16 protein-coding genes are annotated in these 17949 nt (G+C 68.0%); 6 read left to right on the forward strand and 10 right to left on the reverse strand.

Annotated elements, in window-relative coordinates:
- Positions 1 to 117: 117 nt before the first annotated feature.
- A complete protein-coding gene (locus AC6IW9_RS03715; RefSeq protein WP_497769211.1) occupies positions 118 to 1185 on the reverse strand; it encodes a GSCFA domain-containing protein in 1068 nt (355 codons plus the stop codon).
- Positions 1186 to 1340: 155 nt separating this feature from the next.
- Between AC6IW9_RS03715 and AC6IW9_RS03720 the strand changes: the two genes are divergently transcribed.
- The gene (locus AC6IW9_RS03720) at positions 1341 to 2393 is read left to right on the forward strand and encodes a WcbI family polysaccharide biosynthesis putative acetyltransferase (protein WP_497769212.1); all 1053 of its coding nucleotides are present in this window, start codon (positions 1341 to 1343) and stop codon (positions 2391 to 2393) included.
- Positions 2394 to 2433: 40 nt separating this feature from the next.
- Here AC6IW9_RS03720 and AC6IW9_RS03725 read toward each other — a convergent pair whose 3' ends face one another.
- On the reverse strand, positions 2434 to 3804 hold the full coding sequence (locus AC6IW9_RS03725) for an ATP-binding protein (RefSeq protein WP_497769214.1): 1371 nt from the start codon (positions 3802 to 3804) through the stop codon (positions 2434 to 2436).
- Positions 3801 to 4463: a response regulator transcription factor gene (locus AC6IW9_RS03730; RefSeq protein WP_497769216.1), complete on the reverse strand. Its 663-nt coding sequence runs from the start codon at positions 4461 to 4463 to the stop codon at positions 3801 to 3803. The genes AC6IW9_RS03725 and AC6IW9_RS03730 overlap by 4 nt, the downstream gene beginning before the upstream one ends.
- Positions 4464 to 4578: 115 nt before the next feature.
- On the opposite strand from AC6IW9_RS03730, the gene AC6IW9_RS03735 reads away from it, so the two are divergent.
- From AC6IW9_RS03735 to AC6IW9_RS03745, 3 genes are read left to right on the forward strand one after another with little or no spacing between them, the layout of a single operon-like run.
- On the forward strand, positions 4579 to 5715 hold the full coding sequence (locus AC6IW9_RS03735; protein WP_497769218.1) for an efflux RND transporter periplasmic adaptor subunit: 1137 nt from the start codon (positions 4579 to 4581) through the stop codon (positions 5713 to 5715).
- Between the two features lie 10 nt (positions 5716 to 5725).
- Positions 5726 to 8866, forward strand: coding sequence for an efflux RND transporter permease subunit (locus AC6IW9_RS03740; RefSeq protein WP_497769221.1), 3141 nt, complete (start codon positions 5726 to 5728; stop codon positions 8864 to 8866).
- On the forward strand, positions 8863 to 10152 hold the full coding sequence (locus tag AC6IW9_RS03745) for a TolC family protein (protein ID WP_497769222.1): 1290 nt from the start codon (positions 8863 to 8865) through the stop codon (positions 10150 to 10152). Before AC6IW9_RS03740 ends, AC6IW9_RS03745 begins: the two co-directional genes overlap by 4 nt.
- Positions 10153 to 10171: 19 nt before the next feature.
- On the opposite strand, the gene AC6IW9_RS03750 is transcribed toward AC6IW9_RS03745, so the two are convergent.
- Both AC6IW9_RS03750 and AC6IW9_RS03755 read right to left on the reverse strand, forming a co-directional pair.
- Complete coding sequence (locus AC6IW9_RS03750; protein ID WP_497769223.1) at positions 10172 to 11272, reverse strand: histidine phosphatase family protein; 1101 nt, start codon at positions 11270 to 11272, stop codon at positions 10172 to 10174.
- 70 nt (positions 11273 to 11342) lie between these two features.
- Positions 11343 to 12185 (reverse strand): hypothetical protein, encoded by an 843-nt coding sequence (locus tag AC6IW9_RS03755; RefSeq protein WP_497769224.1) that lies wholly within the window; start codon positions 12183 to 12185, stop codon positions 11343 to 11345.
- 274 nt (positions 12186 to 12459) lie between these two features.
- Between AC6IW9_RS03755 and AC6IW9_RS03760 the strand changes: the two genes are divergently transcribed.
- Together AC6IW9_RS03760 and AC6IW9_RS03765 are read left to right on the forward strand one after the other, a co-directional pair.
- Positions 12460 to 12789, forward strand: coding sequence for a hypothetical protein (locus AC6IW9_RS03760; RefSeq protein ID WP_497769225.1), 330 nt, complete (start codon positions 12460 to 12462; stop codon positions 12787 to 12789).
- Between the two features lie 163 nt (positions 12790 to 12952).
- The gene (locus tag AC6IW9_RS03765; RefSeq protein WP_497769226.1) at positions 12953 to 13441 is read left to right on the forward strand and encodes a TOBE domain-containing protein; all 489 of its coding nucleotides are present in this window, start codon (positions 12953 to 12955) and stop codon (positions 13439 to 13441) included.
- On the opposite strand, the gene AC6IW9_RS03770 is transcribed toward AC6IW9_RS03765, so the two are convergent.
- The 5 genes from AC6IW9_RS03770 to AC6IW9_RS03790 all read right to left on the reverse strand — a co-directional run bounded on the left by AC6IW9_RS03770 (position 13356) and on the right by AC6IW9_RS03790 (position 17884).
- Positions 13356 to 13769: a winged helix-turn-helix domain-containing protein gene (locus AC6IW9_RS03770; protein WP_497769228.1), complete on the reverse strand. Its 414-nt coding sequence runs from the start codon at positions 13767 to 13769 to the stop codon at positions 13356 to 13358. The two genes, AC6IW9_RS03765 and AC6IW9_RS03770, sit on opposite strands and share 86 nt — an antisense overlap.
- An 84-nt stretch (positions 13770 to 13853) precedes the next feature.
- Complete coding sequence (locus AC6IW9_RS03775) at positions 13854 to 14726, reverse strand: xanthine dehydrogenase (protein ID WP_497769231.1); 873 nt, start codon at positions 14724 to 14726, stop codon at positions 13854 to 13856.
- Between the two features lie 185 nt (positions 14727 to 14911).
- Positions 14912 to 15883: an LLM class flavin-dependent oxidoreductase gene (locus AC6IW9_RS03780; protein ID WP_497769234.1), complete on the reverse strand. Its 972-nt coding sequence runs from the start codon at positions 15881 to 15883 to the stop codon at positions 14912 to 14914.
- Positions 15884 to 16011: 128 nt separating this feature from the next.
- Positions 16012 to 17232 (reverse strand): class I SAM-dependent methyltransferase, encoded by a 1221-nt coding sequence (locus AC6IW9_RS03785; protein ID WP_497769238.1) that lies wholly within the window; start codon positions 17230 to 17232, stop codon positions 16012 to 16014.
- 115 nt (positions 17233 to 17347) lie between these two features.
- Entirely contained in the window at positions 17348 to 17884 is a 537-nt protein-coding gene (locus AC6IW9_RS03790) for a hypothetical protein (RefSeq protein ID WP_497769241.1), read from the reverse strand.
- Positions 17885 to 17949 lie beyond the last annotated feature (65 nt).

Below are 17949 nucleotides of genomic sequence, written 5' to 3' on the forward strand. Positions count from 1 at the left end.
GGCATGGCCGGCGCCGGCGCTAGAGCGCTTTCCGCTCGAACGGAATCGTTCGAGCGGACAGAATCCGCTCCAAACGAAAAGCTGGAGCGGCTTCCGATCCAACCGGATCGGAAGCCTCTAGGCCGCGTCGATGGCCTCTTCGTCACAGACGATGCGGGAATTGCTCGCCGCCTCGGCGACGACGTCGATCTTGACGACGCCTTCGGCTCCCTTGCTCTTCGCGCGATCGGTGAAGTGGTCGAAGAACACGCGCATGACGCGGTCGACTCCGTACGGACTGATGCGACGGGCGTCTTCTCCATAGAACATGGGGACGGTCACCGATACGGTTGCGAGATCGAAGGAAGGGAAATAGGCGATGTCGGGCCGCTCCCGCACGACCTCGTCGGCGGCGGCGCGCAGAATGGATTTCGACGCGCTGTTCGATTCGACGACGTGACGATCCTCGTAAGTCGCGACGGATGCGACCGGCGACACGCTGACGATCAGGCGCGCGCGCGGGTTCACCTCGCGAATGCGGTCGACGGCGGCGAGAAATTCGCGCACAACCTCGCTCGTCTTCATATTGTAGAATTCGAATACGTCCGGACGCCATTCGCCGCCGGCGACGCCGGGGGCGAGTTGCAGGATCGCGCCGTCGCCCTTGTGACGCCATGTCTCGGTCAGGCCGAAGGTGAAGACGAAGACGTCCATCGTCTCCAGCATCTCGCGGACTGCAGCGAGATGCCGCTCGCGATCGGAACGCATCTCGTCGAGAGTCGCGAAGCCGTCCGGCTCGATGCGCGGCCGGAACGGATCGACGAAGCGTCCGTCCTGCGGACGAGTCCAGAAATCGATCTGCGGAACGAAACGCCCATAGGCGCGCTCGATCAGCTGGCGCAGCTGCGCAGTCGTGTAGATGTTCCCGTAGCGGCAGGAATACATCGAATAGTTGCGGCGCAGCGCCTCCTGCGCGGACATTCCGGCGGGCGGCTGCTCGGCGAGATAATAATGATAGCCGCTCTCCTGCAGGCCGTGGGCGATCTCCTGCGCAAAGCAGCTGCCGGCCGTCGCCACTTTGTCTTGCGCCGTGATCACGAAGGGTGGCTCATGGGCGATCGGGTCGATGGCGAAGGGCGGCACGGATGCGACCGCCTTGCGCCAGAAATGGTGGTCGGGTAGGAAGCTGTAGGGATTGTCCGCCATGGTCGCCGCGCTACTCCCTTGATCTGCGCCGCCGAGAGTCCTGCGATCGGCGAGGCGCCGCCGCAGCGACAGAAACATAGGCGGAGCCCGAACGCTTGTCACGCTGGTGGGCGAGACCACCGCGTCGCGGGCGCTCATCCGGCCTATGGACCCGAATGCTGTCTCAGCTCGACAAAGAAATCGTACGATCCTGGACCCGCCACACCATCGCGCCGCGCGTCGCGCGCATCGCGCGCCGTCCCGAGCGCGACGGCGGACCGCGCATCGCAGTCCTCGGCAATTGCCAGAGCTATGGCGTCGCCTATGGCATGAAGCTGCTCGAGCCGAGCGCGACGATCGACCGCTTCACGATGCTCGGCCGATCGCATGTGAGCCTCGGCCTGCTGGTCAGGACGCTCGCAACCTACGACTACGTCTTCGTCCAAGAATTTTTCGCCGGCATTCTGCGCAACGGCGGGGACTCGCAAGAGCTCGTCCGGCTGCTGCCGAAGGCGAGGCTGTTTCCGTCGATCTGCTTCGCGGCCTTTCATCCCGATCTCGTCTTCGTTCAAGATCCGACGCCGCCGCACGGTTTTGTGGACGGCCCGCTCGGCCCCTATCAGTCGGCTCTCTGCCTGTTCGCCTATCTGAAGGGCCTCTCGCTCGACATGGCGAATGCGCTGTTCAACGAAAATGTGTTCGAGGCGGTCGGCTATCTCGACATGTGGGGCGAGGCTTCGCGCGAGCTCGTCGAGACGGCCCGCGGCAGGTTCGGCCTCGATTTCTCCGCCGAGCTCCTGGGCTGGTCGCGGCGCGGCGTGTTCATGTACAGCACGGTGCATCCAATGGGCTTCGTGCTGTGCGACATCGCGAAGAAGCTGCTGGGGGCCGCAGGCGTCGAGACCCGTGAGACGAACGCCCACTACTACGACATCGACGAACTCGCCCGCAGCGATATTTTTCCGGTCTATCCGCCGATTGCGAAGCGATACGGCGCGCAGGGAAGCTATCTGTTCAAATGCGCGAACCATCATATTTCCTACGGCGTCGGCGAGTTCCTCACGCTGCCGCAATTCCTCGCGCGGAGCTATGAGGCGTTCCGCCGGCCCGATCGGGCGAAGCTCCACAATCCACGCGTCGAGAGTTGGCTCGCCGACGAAGCGTCGAGCCGCGTAATGATCGAGCTCGCGCGCGAAAATCTGGCGGCGGGGCTGACGCCGACGCTATGACGCGGCGCACGCATGGCGGCCGCAAGCCCGCCTTCGCCCGTCAGGGCGAAGGCAGCGGCTTCTGATCCTCCGCCCGCGTGCGCGAGAGGTCCGCTTCGACGCGCAGGCCGCCGAGGTCCGAGCGCGAGAAGCGCATCGCGCCCCCATATGCGTCGAGCACGTCCTGGACGATCGCGAGGCCGAGGCCGGCCCCCCCGCGCTCGTCGAGCCGGCCGCCACGCTCGCGGATCAGCGCCTCGCTCTCCGCCGGCAGGCCCGGACCATCGTCCTCGACGACGAAATGGCCGTCCGCGGCGGAGATCCGCACGCGGCTCGCCGCATGGCGCGCGGCGTTCTCCATCAGATTGCCGAGAATCTCCATCAGATCGACACGCTCGACCGCGACGCGCGTGCCGGGCGCGATGCGCAGGTCGAACACGGCCACGGCGCCGGCGCCCGCGAGTGTGCGCGCCAGAGCGTCGACGACCTCGGCGACCGGCGTCGGCTCCGGCGCGCGCGCATGACGGATGCTGCGCGCCCGGGCCAGCTCGCGCTCCACATGCCGGTGCATCGCGTCGCCGATGCGGTCCAGCGATTGCGCGATGTCGATCTCGCCACGCTCGCGCAGGAGCCGCGCGTCGGCGGCGAGAGCCGTCAGCGGCGTCTTCAGCCCGTGGGCGAGATCGGAGGCGCGGTTGCGCGCCCGCTCGACCTCCTTCTCGCGCTCGTCCAGGAGGCCGTTGACCTCGTCGACGAGGGCCTGCACTTCTCTCGGCCCCTCATGGCCCAATCGGCGACGCGCGCCTCTCGCGATCTCTCCGACCTCGGCGCCGAGCCGCGCCAGCGGCGCGAGGCCCAGCCCGACCTGCACCCACATGGCGAAAGCGAGCCCCAGCGCGATCAACGCCAGCGTCGCGACGAGCTCTGTGGCGAAAGCGTCGCGCGCCCCGGCGACGGCGACGAGGTCGAGCGCGGCGAGCACGCGCACGCGCAAGGGCGCGTCATGGTCGCCGAGCAGGATGCAGCGCAGGCCGCCGCGCAACGGTTTGCCGCGCGGACCGACCATCCTGTAGTAGCGGATCACATTGTCCGGCTCGCAGCCGGCGGGAAATTCGAGGCTCCTGTCGCCGAGCGACGGCGAGCGCTCGATCTCGTTCTCGTCATCCGTCGCGACCTGCCAGTAGAAGCCGGAATACAGCCGCTCGAAGCGCGGATCCGGCGCGCTTCGGATGACGCGCAGCCGCCCCTTCGAGGCGTCGACGGTCAGCTCGGAGACGATCTTGCGGATATAAGTCTCGATATCGTCGTCCATCGTGCGTTCGAGATGATGCTCGAACAAGAGGACGAGGCCGAAGCCCGCGAGCGCCAGCGCGACGACCATGGCCAGCGCGCCGGCCAGGAACAGGCGCAGCCGCAGCGAGCGGGTCCTCACGCGTCGAAGTCCGGCACCAGATAGCCGAATCCCCGCCGCGTCTCGATGAAGCGCGGGCCGATCTTCTTGCGCACGCGGCCGATCAGCACCTCGATCGCATTGGAGTGCTGCTGATCATGGCCGTAGACATGCTCGGCGAGCTCCGATTGCGCCACGACCTGCCCACGCCGGTGCATCAGATAGGCGACGAGACGATATTCGATCGCGGTCACCTCCACGGGGGAGTCGTTGACCTTGATCCTCATGCTGCGCTCGTCGAGCGAGACGAGCCCGTTGCGCGTGACCGAGGAGGCGCGGCCGGCCGAACGGCGGATCACCGAGCGCAGCCGGGCCAGCAGCTCCTCCATTCGGAAGGGCTTGGGCAGATAATCATCCGCCCCCGCGTCTATGCCTTCGACGCGTTCGCTCCAGGAGCCGCGCGCGCTCAGCGCCAGCACCGGCGTGGCCCGGCCCTGCTCGCGCCAGCGCTCGAGCACGGTCAGTCCATCGAGGCCCGGCAGGCCGAGGTCGAGGATGACGGCGCCGAAATCCTCCGTGTCGCCGAGAAACCAGGCCTCCTCGCCATTTCCGACGGTTTCGACCAGATAGCCCGCCTCCACGAGGGCGCGCGCCACGTCGCGGGCGATGCGTTCATCGTCTTCGACCAGGAGGATTCGCATGGGAGGGCGTCGCGATGCTACAATCCGGCGTCAGCGTCGAGCTCGAGTTCGTCAGCCGTCTGTCAGCTTCGATAGGCCAAATTCGACCGCGACGCAAAGGCTCCGCCCTCCCCGCATGAAAAAATCGATCTTTCAGAATCTTGCGCGTGCGGCGCGGCTCGGCGCCGCTCTCGCCGCGGCCATGGGGACGACGCTCGCTTCCGCCGCCGACGACGTGCCGATCCCGCTCACCGACCAGGCGATCGAAGCGGCGGGCATAGAGACGAAGCCGATCGAGAAATCCTCGGGGAGCGACGAACTCGTGGTTCCGGGGACGGTCGCCGTTCCGCCTCACCAGATGCGCATGGTGGCCGCGCCCGCCGCCGGCCTCGTCGAGACGCTGCTCGTCTCGCCGGACGAGGAGGTGAAGGAGGGCGATCCGATCGCCACTCTGAAGTCCTCCGAGCTCATCGAATCGCAGCGCGCCTTTCTTCAGGCCGCCGCCGACGCCGCGCTCGCGGCCGAGAAGCTGCGGCGCGACGAGCAGCTCTACAAGGAGCGGATCATCGCCGAGCGGCGGCTGCTCGTCACGCGGGCGGAGGCGGCGCAGGCGCGCTCGGTGCTCGACGAACGCGCGCAACTGCTCGCTCTGGACGGAATGAGCGAACAGGCGATCGAGACTTTGCGCAAGGAGCGCAAGCTCGGAGCCTCGCTCACCGTGCGCGCGCCGACATCCGGCGTCATCCTCGCCCGGCTCGCGACGGTCGGCGACCGAATTCAAGCGTCCGCGCCGCTCGTCAGCATCGCGCGGCTCGATCCCGTCTGGGTCAATCTGCAGATCCCGATCGGCCGCTCGGTCGGGCTCGACCGCGCCGACCGCGTCGTCCTGCCGAGCCTCGGCGCCGAGGGCAAGCTGATCCGCATCGGCCGCACGGCCGATCCGGCGACCCAATCGGTCACCGCCGTGGCCGAGTTTCGTCCCGGCAGAAACCCCATCCGGCCGGGTCAGGCGGTGCAAGCCATTCTGCGGCTCGGCGGCGCCGGCGGCGTGCAATGGCGCGTCCCGGCCGACGCCGTCGTCCACCATAAAGACCTCGACTGGATCTTCGTGCGCGCGCCCGACGGCTTCCGCGCCGTTCCGGTCAAGCTGGTGTCGGAGACGCCGCAGTCCGCTTCGGTGCAGGCGCAGCTCGCCGCCTCGGATCGCGTGGCGACGCGCGGCATGCTGACGCTGCTGGCCGAGCTCGCAGCCAAGGACGCGGGCGCCAAATAAGCGAAGGACAATGCTCGATCAACTCATCCGCACGGCGCTCGGTCAGAGGCTCCTCGTTCTCCTCGGGGCGCTGGGGCTCGCCGTCTGGGGCGCCCACGCCTATTCGAGGTTGCCGATCGACGCCTTCCCCGATGTCGCGCCCGTCCAAGTGCTCGTCTCCATGCGCGCGCCGGGCCTGACGCCCGAGGAGCTCGAGAATCGCGTCACCGCGCCCATCGAGATCGCCGTTCGCGGCGTGCCCAATCTCGTGCGCATGCGCTCGATGACGCGCTATTCGGTCGCGCTGCTGACCTTCGAATTCACCGAGGGGACGGACATCTACTGGGCGCGCGTGCAGGTCAACGAGCGCCTCGCCTCGGTCGCCGACCAGCTTCCCGAGGGGGCCTCGGGCGGTCTCGCGCCCATCGTCACGCCGCTCGGCGAGATGCTGATGTTCACGGTGGTCGGCGGCGGCCTCTCGCCCACCGAGCAGCGCAGCCTCGTCGACTGGACGATCCGTCCGGCGCTGCGCAGCCTGCCGGGCGTCGCCGACGTCAATGTGCTCGGCGGCTTCGTGCGCACTTTCGAGGTCGCGCCCTCGCCGCCGGCCATGGCGGCGCGCGGCATCACCGTGGCGATGCTGAAGGACGCGCTCGCCGAGAACAACCGCAACGACGGCGCCGGCCGCGTGCGCGACGGCGAGGAGGCGCTGCTCGTGCGCGCCGAAGGGCGCCTGCGCTCGCTCGATGACATTCGCTCCGTGGTGGTCGCCGCCAAGCCGACGGGCGTCGTGCGGGTGGGCGACGTGGCCGAGGTGCGCAACGGCTCGCTCGCGCGCAACGGCGTCGCGACGCGCAACGGCGAGGCGGAGGCTGTGTGGGCCCTCGTCCTCGGCCTGCGCGGCGCCGACGCCAGCATGGTCGTCTCGGGCGTCAAGGAGAAGCTCGAGGAGCTGAAGCCGAGGCTGCCGCCCGGCGTCGGCATCGATATTTTCTACGATCGCAGCGATCTCATCGGCAAAGCCGTCTGGACGGTGCAGAAGGTGCTCATCGAGGCGATCGCCCTCGTCGTCATCCTCTTGTTCCTGTTCCTCGGCAATCTGCGCGCGGCGGTCGTCGTCTCGCTGATGCTGCCGCTCGCGGCGCTCGCGACTTTCGCGATCATGCGCCTCTGGGGCCTCTCGGCCAACATCATGTCGCTCGGCGGCCTCGCCATCGCCATCGGAATATTGGTCGATTGCGCCGTGGTCGTCGTCGAGAACGTCGAGCATCGGCTGACCTCGGTGCGCGAGGCCGATCTCGGCGAGCGCGTCCGCCTGACCTATGAGTCGGCGAAGGAGGTGGCGACGCCGCTCATTTCCGGCGCCGTGATCATCATCACCGTCTTCCTGCCGCTGCTCTCGCTCGAAGGGCTCGAGGGCCGATTGTTCGCGCCGGTCGCGCTCACCATCGCCTTCGCGCTCGCCTCGGCGCTGTTCCTGTCGCTGACCGTGGTGCCGGCGCTGAGCGCGACGCTGCTGCGCGCCGGCGAGACCGACGAGCCGCCGATCGTCCGCAGGCTGTCGAACTTTTACAATCCGCTGCTGGAGCGGGCGCTGCGCCGTCCGCTGGTCGTCGGCGGCGTCGTGACCGCGGGCCTCGCGCTGGCGCTGCTCGCCTCCAACAATATCGGCCAAACCTTCATGCCGGTGATGGACGAAGGCACGCCGGTCATCACCGTGCGCAAGCATCCGACCATCAGCGTCGACGTCGCCGCCGAAACGGACATGCGCATCGAGCGCGCCCTCATGGCGCGCGTGCCGGAAGTGAAGGGCGTCATGGGTCGCGCCGGCGCCGACGAGCTCGGCATCGATCCTGTCGGCCTCAACGAGACCGATATGTTCTTGACGCTCGCGCCGCAGAAGGAGTGGCGCGGCAAGGGAATGGACTGGCTCATCGGCGAGATGCGCCAAGTGCTCGAATCCATTCCCGGCATCTCCTTCGCCTTTTCGCAGCCGATCGACATGCGCGTGCAGGAGATGATCATCGGCGCGCGCGGCGACGTGGTGGTGAAAGTGTTCGGCGACGATCTCGACGAGTTGAACCGCCTCGCGCGCGAGGTGGCGGCGACGCTGCGCAGGATTCCCGGCTCGGAGGACGTCTTCGCGCTCAAGAACGACGGAATGCGCTATCTGACGACGAAGATCGACCGTCTCGCCGCCGGCCGCTTCGGCCTCAACGCCAGCGAAATCCAGGATGGATTGCGTGTCTGGGTCGACGGTCGGCAAGTCGGGCTGGTGCTCGAAGGGCCGATCCGCACGCCACTGATGCTGCGCGGCGATCCGGTGTCGCGGCGGTCGCCCGTCGATTTCGCCCGGCTGCCGGTCGTTTCCCCCGACGGCAAGGTCGTCGAGCTCTCGCAGCTCGCCGACATCCGCGTCGACGACGGCCCCATTCAGGTGATCCGCGAGGAGGGGCGGCGCTTCGCCACCGTGCTCGCCAATGTCTCCGGCCGCGACCTCGTGGGCTTCGTCGACGACGCCAAGGCCGCCGTCGCCAAGGAGGTGAAGGCGCCGCTCGGCTATCAATTCGTCTGGGGCGGACAGTTCGAGAATCAGCAGCGCGCCTCGGCGCGCCTCGCCATCGTCGTGCCGCTGGCGCTCGCGCTGATCTTCTTCCTCCTCTATCTCACCTTCAATTCGCTCGCTCAGGCGGCGCTCGTCTTCTGCAATGTGCCCTTCGCCGCGATCGGCGGCGTCATCGGCCTGTGGATTTCGGGCGAGTTCCTGTCGGTGCCCGCCTCTGTCGGCTTCATCGCCCTCATCGGCATCGCCGTGCTCAACGGCGTAGTGCTGATCTCCTACATCAACAAGCTGGTGGCCGAGGGCCGGCCGGCGCCCGAGGCGGTGCGCGAAGGGGCGAAGCGGCGCATGCGGCCGGTCATTCTGACGGCGACGATCGCCGCCTTCGGGCTGATGCCTTTCCTCTTCGCGACGGGCCCCGGCGCCGAGATCCAGCGGCCGCTCGCCATCGTCGTGATCGGCGGCCTCATCACCGCGACGGCGCTCACGCTCGTGCTGCTGCCGATCCTCTATGATCGCTTCCGCCTGCCGCGCCGCGCGAACGCGCCCGCGCGGCGCGAGACGGCCCGGCCCGACTCGCCTCCGGCGAAATGGCGGATCGCCCGCCGATGAAGCGTCTCCAGCAGGTTCGTGGTTCGGCGCGCGCGGCCGTCCTCCTCGCCGCGCTCCTTTTCGCCGCTTCACCCGCGGACGCCGCCGAGCGCAAGCCGGCCCCGCCGCGCCAGTCCTATGCGCTGGCGCGCCATCTGGAGATCGCCATCGAGATCGACGCTTCGAGCCTGTCGCTCGAAGCGCGTCATCGCGCCATCTCGGCCCGCTTCGCCACGGCGAGCTCGATCACGCCCGGCTCGCCCTATCTCGGCGGACTGCAGCGCCGCAACGTCAGGGGCAATCTGCGCGACTACAACGAAACGGAGGTCGAGGCCGGAATGCCGCTGTGGCTGCCCGGTCAGCGCGACGCTTTCGCCGCGACGGTGACGACGGGCCTGCACGAGGTCGAGCAGCGGCTGGCGCAGCGTCGGCTCGAGGTCGCGCGAATGCTGCGCGACGCCTGGTGGAACGCCCAGCGCGCCGCGCGCAATGTCGCGGTCGCCCGCAGCCGCGTGGCGACGGCCCGCGATCTCGGCAGGGACATGCGCCGGCGCGTCGAGCTGGGCGACGCCGCACAGGGCGACGCGCTGCTCGCGCAGAACGAGACGCTCGCCGCCGAGACCGAGCTCGCGCAGATGGAGGGCGAGGAGAAGACCGCGCGGGTCGACTATATGGTCCTGACGGGCGGCCTGCCCCCGGACGGCGCTCTCGAGGCCGTTCGGCCGCCGACCGACATCGAGGACCATCCGGCCTTACGGGCGCCGCGCGCCGCCCTCGTGCGCGCCGAGGCGGAGCTGCGGCTCATCCATGCGACGCCGATCGAGAGCCCCGACATCGGCGTTTTCGGCCGATATGAATACAACAACCAATATTCGACCGATCCGTCCCAGCAGCTCTCGAACCAGCGCACGGATTCGACGACGGTCGGCGTGCGTGTTCGCGTTCCCCTGCCCACGCCGGGCCGAAACGAGCCGCGCATCGCCGACGCGCAGGCGGAGATGCGGCGCGCGACCGCCGAATACGAGCGCGCCAAGCGCGTCGTGCTCGGAGAGATCGCTGCGGCGCGCGTTGCGCTCGCGGCGGCGCAGCGGGCGGCCGCTCTCGCCGCCGAACGGCTGTCGGTCGCCAATGATCAGTTCGAGCTGTCGCGGAAATCCTTCAGCCTCGGCGAGATCAGCGCCATGGATCTCTATCGCGTGCGCCAGATTCAGCTCGAGGCCCAGCGCATGCATGCGAACGCCGTGGTCAACGCCGGCGCCGCCGTCTCCCGCCTCAATCAGGCGCTGGGCCATGCGCCGGGATTGTAGGCGATAGGGCAATCGCAAGTCACGAGTCGCGAAGCGTCTCCAGCAGCCAGTCCAGCGCCTCGGGAAAGACGAGTTCCTCGGAGGCGGCGATCTCCGCCGCGCTCCACCACTTCCAGCCGAGCACGTCGCGACGCTCGACGTCGGTGAAATGGCGCGGATCGAGTTTGAAGTCGCCGACCCGCACGGCGTAGAAGCGCTCGCTGGCCTGCACCCATTCCTCGCCGAGCTGCATCGGAAATTCGCGGGCGGCGACGATCGGTCCGAGCTCGACGCCTTCGAGACCCGTCTCCTCGAACAGTTCACGACGCGCAGCGCGGTCGAACGTCTCGCCCGCCTCGAGCGCGCCGCCGACCGCGCCCCAGAAATGCGCATGTCCGCGCGCGGTCAAATGCGGCGCGAGACGCGAGGAGTAGCGCAGCAGCAGCGCCTCGTTCGCTTCGTTCAGCAGCAGAACGCGCGCCGCCTCACGGCGTCGCAACCTGCCGCCCTCGTAGGGGATGGCGAGAGCGGGCCGGCTGCTCTCCTGCGCCCAGCGCGTCAGCCGCCAGACGCCGTTCTCATAGGCGAACCAGCTCGGCGCCGCGTTCAGCACCGGCGTTTCGCGCTTCACCGAGAGGCCGACGCCGGTCGCGATGCGATAGGCGATGTCGAGAACGCCGGCATGGGCGATGACCAGCACGGTCTCGCCCGTATGGCGCTCGGCGATCGCATCGAGCTCGGCGCGCACGCGCGCGGCGAATTGCACATGGCTCTCGCCGCCGCCGAGAATGGTGAAATGCGGCCGGCGGCGGCGGTGCATCGCATATTGGCGGGGATAGAGCCGCTCTACTTCGTCCGAGACGAGGCCTTGCCATTCGCCGTCGTGCTTCTCGCGCAGCGCGGCGCTGGCGACGATCGGCAGCGCGAGCCGGGAGGCGATCGGCGTCGCCGTCTGCAGCGCGCGTTTCAGATCACTACTGTAGATGCGGTCGAAGCGCTCGTCCGCGAGCTCTCGCGCCAGAGCCTCCGCCTGCGCGAAGCCTTTGACGTTGAGGGGGATGTCGAGCTGTCCCTGGACGCGCCGCTCGAGATTCCAGTTGGTCTCGCCGTGGCGCGCCAGACAAATGCGCGTCAGCGCCATGAAATCGCTCCGGGGGACGCCCTCCGTCTAACGACCTACGGGCCGATAGTCCAGAGCGGACGGAGGCGGATCAGCCGGAAAAGCCGCTTCCGCCTTGATTCAGCGCGTCCCACGAGAAGGGAGTCCAGCCCTCCGCCTGCATTTCTATGGCGAAGGCGACGCCCCGCGCCACCAGGCGGTTGCGCGCGGTCATGCCGGCGACCTGCGCGCCGGTCGCCGCGGCGATGTCCGCGAGCGGGGCGCCGGCGGCGACGGCGCGCCCGTGCTTGATGATCCCGCGAATGCGCCCGGCATGCGGCGCGGGGACAGGAACGCCGTCGATCGCGCCGAAGGCTTCGCCCGCCTCGACGACATTGCCGATATCCTTGGCCAGGGCGAAGATGCCGGACACCGGCGCGCGCGCCGGCTCGCTATCGCCGGGCTCGGGGGCGGGCGCCGGACTCGGCCCCTCGCCCGCGCGCCGGATCGCGCCCGGGTCCTTGCCATAGGCGTCGATCGCGATGTCGCAGGTCTCGCCGGCGATGGAGTCCGGCGCGACGCCGATCGTCAGGCCCGCCAGATTGCGGATGTGGAAGGGCTCCTTGCGCGGCGTCATTTCGGCGTCGACGATGACCTCCCAAGGCCAGCGGTCGAGGATCTGCTGCAGCGGATGGGTCAGCACGGGAATGAACATGCGGCTGCGCAGGCCGAGCATGAATTCGGCGACGAGATCGGCGCGACGCGCCTCGACGCCCTCGAGCACGCTCGAACCGTCGAACCAAGCGTCGGAGAATGTCATCTTGCGGCGCAGGTCCGGCGGCGGCGCGGCCTGATGCATGGCGACGACGTGGTCGGCGAGAAACAATTCGCGCGCGATCGCCGAGGCGGTCTCTCCGATCCCGAGGATCAGCACGCAGGAATGTCGATCGGACATGGCTCGAACCGTCCTCTATTGCAGCTCTACGGCGCAGAGCAAGAATCGGGCCTCGGCAAGCCGTTCCCTCCGCTGCGACGCACTGGTGTCGCGTAATTTGGCGCCAGTGACTTTTTGCCGCAACAAAATCGGGCTTGTTTGGAGATCTTGCAATATACAAATTTATACGGCTCATATATAAACGCGCGTCCGGTTCCGCGCTGCTGGAGCAGCCGGCGACGGAAGGACCGAAGATTCGGAGAGCGCCGCCGGGGCGGCGAAGATGGAGGTTGATGTGCAAGCGAATGTCTCTTCGACGGAAGCGACCGAGATCGGCAATGTGGCGCCCATGGGCGTCGCGACGCCTGCGGCCGAAGCGGTTCCTGCGTCCGACGCCGGCGTCGCATCAGAGGTTTCCGACGGCTTCGTCGTTCACGTGCGCTTCCGTCCCGACACGACTGTCTGGACGATCGACGAGTGCCCATCCCATCTCACGCCTCAGGAATGGTTCCATCTGCTCTGCCGTCGCGTCGGCGATCGCTTCGCGACGCGCATGGGCGGCCGCGGCGACTTCCGCATCAGCCGCGCGCAGCTCGAGGCGCTGAAGGCCCGCAATCCGAGCTGATCGGCAAATTCACGCAAAAATCACGGACGCCGCGCCGCGGCGTTCGGAACCGAAGGACCTCCGCGATGGCTTCGGCCTCGCGCTCCGCCTTCGGCTCCAGATCGGGGACCGCGCGCGGCCGGGAAGAAGCACGACTGGCGCGTTTCTCGCTTCCGTGGCGGGCATGCTGGACGCCACATCGCCCCTTTTCGCCCGAACTCATCGCTTCGTGACGCTTTTCCCGGCGCGCCTGCTCCGTCACGACGAGGAGATGGGGCTGTCGACCTTGCTGTTCGCGGGCGGCGAGCTGCGCGTGCCCCTGGTGGACGCCGCGGTCGGGACCGTCATCGAGGCCGAAATCGATGCGAGCGACGTATCCATCGCTCTGTCGCGTCCGATGGATGTGACTATTCTCAACCGTCTGCCCGGCGAAATCGTCGCGCTTCACCGCCTCGCGCCTCCTTTCGTCGTCGCGACCTTGTCGCTTTGCGGCGCGGAGCTTCAGGCCGTCATTACGCGCGAATCGGTCGAGCGCCTCGCCCTCGTCGAAGGGCTGCGCGCCTGGGCGATGATCAAGGCCGTGGCGATCAGCGGCCGGACGCTCGATCCCGATGCGGCTCCGCATCCGCGTCGCTGGCCGTCTTCTGGTAGGACCAGTTCAAAGACGCGATGACCTCGTCCAGAATACGTTTGGCCGAATGCGCAGCGTGACGCTCGATGGAGCGGTAGACGCTCGCCAGCCGCTCGCCGAAAGGCGTGATTTCGGCGCCGCCCTCGCGGCGGCCCGGAAAAGTGGCGACGACCGGGCTCTCGAAACTGCGGTTGAGCGCATCCACCGACAGCCAGCATTTTCGATAAGAGAGGCCGAGCGCGCGGCTCGCGCCGATGATGGAACGCTCCTTGCGGACGGCGTCGATCAGTTCTAGGTCCTGCGGTCCGAGCGAGGCGCCGTTGGGCAGCCTCAGCAACACTCCGACCTGCACCGGCTCCGTTCGCGCCATCCGCATCTCCCGCACCGCGATCAGCAATATAGCGTTCAACATAGCAGAAATACGACGGGCCTGTCACATTTGCGACAAGTCCGCTCATTGAGCCACGAAGGGCCCCGGAGTGAGCGCGGCGGCGCGCTCGGCGAGCCTCACGCGAATGGCGCGCGAAACGGCGCTGGCGACGAGCGCCGACCGCTCGTCGATTCCGATCCAGCGCGCCGCGCGGCCGCGCGGATCGATCTCGAGGACTTTCACGCCGCAGGGAATATGGGCGCCGTCGCGCACGACGCCGCGCAGCACGCCGTCGAGCGGCGCGGTGATCGGCTCGCCGCCGAGGTGGCCGACGACGAAGTCCTTGAACACGCGCTGGCCGATGTCGATCGCCGTGTGCCACAAGCCCGGCGAGCGGGAATAGACGAAGCGCTCCTCCCCGACTCCCCCGAGGAGGCCCGGAACATGATCCGCAGCTTCCGTCTCGCCTTCATGGACGATGCGGCCGGCTTCGGACGGCTTGGTCTCTATGGCGATGTCGCAATTGCGGTCGACCGCGAAATTCGGGCCGAGGCCGACGGCCAATCCGGCGAGATGGCGCAGATCGGGCGTGACGCGGTATTTCTGCAGCCGCGCGTCGACCAGCGCGTCGGGCGCGCGCAGCGCGACGAGATCGTGGAACTGCAGAGGCGTCACCGCGACATGCGTCGAATAGTCGAGAATGGCGAGCAGCTCGAGCGCCGTCTCCGCCCGCTCGCTCGTCACGCCGTCGAGCGTGATGCGCTCGCCATAGAGGCTGTCGTGAAACGCCATCTGCCGCCGGATGACCGGAGGGAACGGATCGTGACTCAAAACGACGGCCCAGCCGAGCCTATGCATATGGACGGCGACCGCCGAGGCGATCTCATTCGTGCCCAAAATCACCACCAGCGGACGTTTCCGTCGCGGCTGGGCGAAGAGGTCTTCCGACGCGCGCATGCTCTCCTCCTGATCCGCTGGAGAGGAAAGCAAGGCCCGCGCCACCGCGGAATTCAATTATTATTCAATAATAACAATAGATTGCAGGATCGTCGCGGCGCCTCGCCGCCGGGCGCCAGCTATATTGTCGTGGATATAACAGGAGCAGAGCGCGAAAAGCGACAATCGCTTCGGCCGCGCGTCGGTCAGTCCACGGGCAGGCGCAGCCGGATCTCGTCGACGAAGGCGGCGAGGCAGCGTTTGACCGTGTCGAACTGCGCGGAGGTCGGAATGATCGCGAGGCCGTGCACGCCGAACTCCTCGTTCAGCCGGTTCACATGCGCGGCCACCTCTTTATAGTCGCCGACGAGCGACATGGACATCAGCGCCTGCGGATCGAGCTCGCCGCCTCCCTCGCGATCCCGTCCCTTCATTTGCTCGCAGAACGCCTCGAGATAGGGGCGGGCGATCGAGATCGCCTCGTCGCGCCCCGATGTCGCGAAGCCGAAGCGCGCCAGCACCAGGCGCGGATCGCCTTCCGGCGCCTCCTCGCGATAGATGGAGAGCATGCGGCGCAGCCGCGCCTCGGCGCAGGTCGCCGAGGCCATGAGGCCATAGCCCTTGCGCGCGGCGAGCCGGATCGTGCTGTCCGTGGTCGTGGCGATCCAGGTGGGGATGGGCTGGTCCGGCCGCGGCGCGAGGCTCAGACTGTCGACATCGAAGAACCGGCCCTTATGCGTGACCTCGGGCTCCTGCAGCAGGCGCTGCACGAGTTCCAGCGCCTCGAGCGCGCGCCCGCCGACGTCGGCGGGCGCGACGCCGAAACGGCCCGCGCCGGCGGAAAAGGCGGCGCCGCTGGCGACGCCGAGATTGAAGCGGCCCTTGGTCAAGAGATCGATGCTGGCGACGTCCTCGGCGAACTGGATCGGGTCGCGCAGCGCGGGGAGGAAGGCGGCGGAGCCGATACGCGCCCGCATGGTGACTCCGGCGGCGTATCCGAGCATCACGGAGCAGGCGCCGCTCGGCCAGCGATCGTCGAAATGATGCTCGGCGATCCAGATGTCGTCATAGCGCATGCGTTCGGCTTCGCGCACCAGGATGAGCTGGCGCGTCAAGGCGCGGCCCGCCTCGGCGGTCGGATTGTCGAACAGGCACAGATAGCCAAATCTCGGATTCATAGCGCAGCTCCAGCAGGCCCCGGCCGCTGGAGAGGTGCAACAAGCGAGCCGGAAGCCCCAGGCAGCGCTTTTTAGAGAAATAGCCGCGCGCTCTCGTAGCGCATGCGCGACGGAGCGGCGCGCGCAGGTCAGAAACCCGACAAGCCGCGCGCGCTCTGGACGAGATAATCGCGGGTGATCGGCGCGGCGTCGATCCTCTTGCTGAGCTGGAGCTGGAAATTCACCAGCCCCGAGTGGCGGAAGCCCGCTTCGCAGCTCGCCAGATAGAACTCCCACATGCGGCAGAAGCGCTCGTCGTAGAGCTCGGCGACGCGGGCGCGATTGGCGGCGAAGCGCGCGCGCCAGGCCCGCAGCGTCTCTGCGTAGTGCAGCCGCATCACCTCGAGATCGGCGAGATAGAGCCCCGCGCGCTCGACATGCGGCGCGATCTCGGAGAGCGAGGGAATATGGCCGCCGGGAAAGATATATTTGTCGAGCCAGGGGCTGTCGCCGCCGGGCCCCCCCGCCGTGGCGATGGTGTCGACGAGGGCGACGCCGTCCGCGTCGAGCAGCTCGCGCAGCCGCTCGAAATATTCGCCGTAGCGGCCGAGCCCGACATGTTCGAACATGCCGACGGAGACGATGCGGTCGTAAGTCCCCGTCTCGCGCCGATAGTCGCGGACCTCGAAGCGCACGCGATCGTCGAGGCCCGCCGCGCGCGCGCATCGTCGCGCGTAATCGCATTGCGACCGCGACAAGGTGAGGCCCGTGACCTCGACATCCGCGACGCGCGCGAGATGGAGAGCGAGGCCGCCCCAGCCGCAGCCTATGTCCAGCACTCTCTGTCCCGGCGCCGGCACGAGCTTCGCCGCGATCAGATCCATCTTGCGCCGCTGCGCCGTTTCCAGCGTGTCGCCGGGCGAGGCGAAATAGGCGCAGGAATATTGGCGGTCGGCGTCGAGGAACAATTCGTAGAGACGATCGGAGAGGTCGTAATGGCTGGCGATCTCGTCCGGCGCGGCCGTGAGCGAATTGCTGCGCGCGAGCCGCCGTTGCAGGCGGCGCATGAGCGCCTTCGCGCCCCACAGCCAATGGGCGTAGCGCAGGCCGAAATTGGAAAAGCACAGATCGAGGAAGTCGTAGACGTCGCCGCCCTGCACGACGAAGGAGCCGTCCATATAGGCCTCGCCGAGCGTCAGATCGGGCGAGAGGACGAGCGCGCGGGCGAGACGGGCGTTCTTGATCTCGACCGTCACCGAGGGCGCGCCGCTGCCGAAGCTCGCGCAATAGCCGCGCGGGCCGATGAGAGTCAGAGAGCCGTTGACGATCGTGGACTCGAGCAATCGGTCCAGAGGGAACATGGACGACATGGCCTGCTCCTCGCGAGGTGTCCGCGGTCAGGAGCAAACATATCGCGGCGCGCCGGATTGCCACCGCTTCGGAGCGGCGTTCGCGCCGCTCCGAAGCGCTTCTCGCGCAAAGGCGTCAGCGGCCCCAGGCCTCGAAGCTCGACGTATGCTTGGCGCGCTCGAGCTCGTCCGCCTGGCCGTTCAGCTGAATATGGCGTCGCTCGGCGACGTCGCGCTCGAGCCCGTCCTTGAGAATGGCGATCTTCAGCTGCTCGGTGGCCTGACGGCTCAGCGCGTTGATCCAGCGATTGATGTTGGCGACGACGATGTCCTTGCGGAGGGCGTCGGCCTCCTTCCCGGCGTCTTCGCTCTTGAGGATGTCGAGCTCCCTGACCGCGGCCGCCTTCTGCTTGTCGAGATCGGCGAGCCTGGACCCGAGCGCGGCGTCCTCGGGCGTCTTGTCGAGTTTCTCCTGCGTCTCGGCGCGCGTCTTGTCGATCGCCTTCACGCCATCCGTCAGCCAGGACGTCTGCTGCTCGAGCAGATCATTCTTAGTCTTCTCGAAATAATTGGGCAGAGGAAAAAAGGGGCTGAGCTCCACGGCCGAGGCCGGCGTCGCGAGGAGCGGCGCGCAAAGGGCGGCGAGGCCGAGCGCGGCGGATTTGAACGTCATGTCTCTCTCCCATGCTGCGGGTCGTTCGCGCCTTGCGAAGGACGCCGGCCGTTTTTCGGCCGTAC

This window comes from Methylosinus sp. shoA (assembly GCF_059718125.1).

Excerpts from the sequence above, each read along its gene's own strand:
- AC6IW9_RS03715 (WP_497769211.1), bottom strand. The coding sequence starts at position 1,185 with ATGGCGGACAATCCCTACAGCTTCCTACCCGACCACCATTTCTGGCGC.
- AC6IW9_RS03720 (WP_497769212.1), top strand. The coding sequence starts at position 1,341 with ATGCTGTCTCAGCTCGACAAAGAAATCGTACGATCCTGGACCCGCCAC.
- AC6IW9_RS03730 (WP_497769216.1), bottom strand. The coding sequence starts at position 4,463 with ATGCGAATCCTCCTGGTCGAAGACGATGAACGCATCGCCCGCGACGTG.
- AC6IW9_RS03735 (WP_497769218.1), top strand. The coding sequence starts at position 4,579 with ATGAAAAAATCGATCTTTCAGAATCTTGCGCGTGCGGCGCGGCTCGGC.
- AC6IW9_RS03740 (WP_497769221.1), top strand. The coding sequence starts at position 5,726 with ATGCTCGATCAACTCATCCGCACGGCGCTCGGTCAGAGGCTCCTCGTT.
- AC6IW9_RS03745 (WP_497769222.1), top strand. The coding sequence starts at position 8,863 with ATGAAGCGTCTCCAGCAGGTTCGTGGTTCGGCGCGCGCGGCCGTCCTC.
- AC6IW9_RS03750 (WP_497769223.1), bottom strand. The coding sequence starts at position 11,272 with ATGGCGCTGACGCGCATTTGTCTGGCGCGCCACGGCGAGACCAACTGG.
- AC6IW9_RS03755 (WP_497769224.1), bottom strand. The coding sequence starts at position 12,185 with ATGTCCGATCGACATTCCTGCGTGCTGATCCTCGGGATCGGAGAGACC.
- AC6IW9_RS03765 (WP_497769226.1), top strand. The coding sequence starts at position 12,953 with ATGCTGGACGCCACATCGCCCCTTTTCGCCCGAACTCATCGCTTCGTG.
- AC6IW9_RS03770 (WP_497769228.1), bottom strand. The coding sequence starts at position 13,769 with ATGGCGCGAACGGAGCCGGTGCAGGTCGGAGTGTTGCTGAGGCTGCCC.
- AC6IW9_RS03775 (WP_497769231.1), bottom strand. The coding sequence starts at position 14,726 with ATGCGCGCGTCGGAAGACCTCTTCGCCCAGCCGCGACGGAAACGTCCG.
- AC6IW9_RS03780 (WP_497769234.1), bottom strand. The coding sequence starts at position 15,883 with ATGAATCCGAGATTTGGCTATCTGTGCCTGTTCGACAATCCGACCGCC.
- AC6IW9_RS03785 (WP_497769238.1), bottom strand. The coding sequence starts at position 17,232 with ATGTCGTCCATGTTCCCTCTGGACCGATTGCTCGAGTCCACGATCGTC.
- AC6IW9_RS03790 (WP_497769241.1), bottom strand. The coding sequence starts at position 17,884 with ATGACGTTCAAATCCGCCGCGCTCGGCCTCGCCGCCCTTTGCGCGCCG.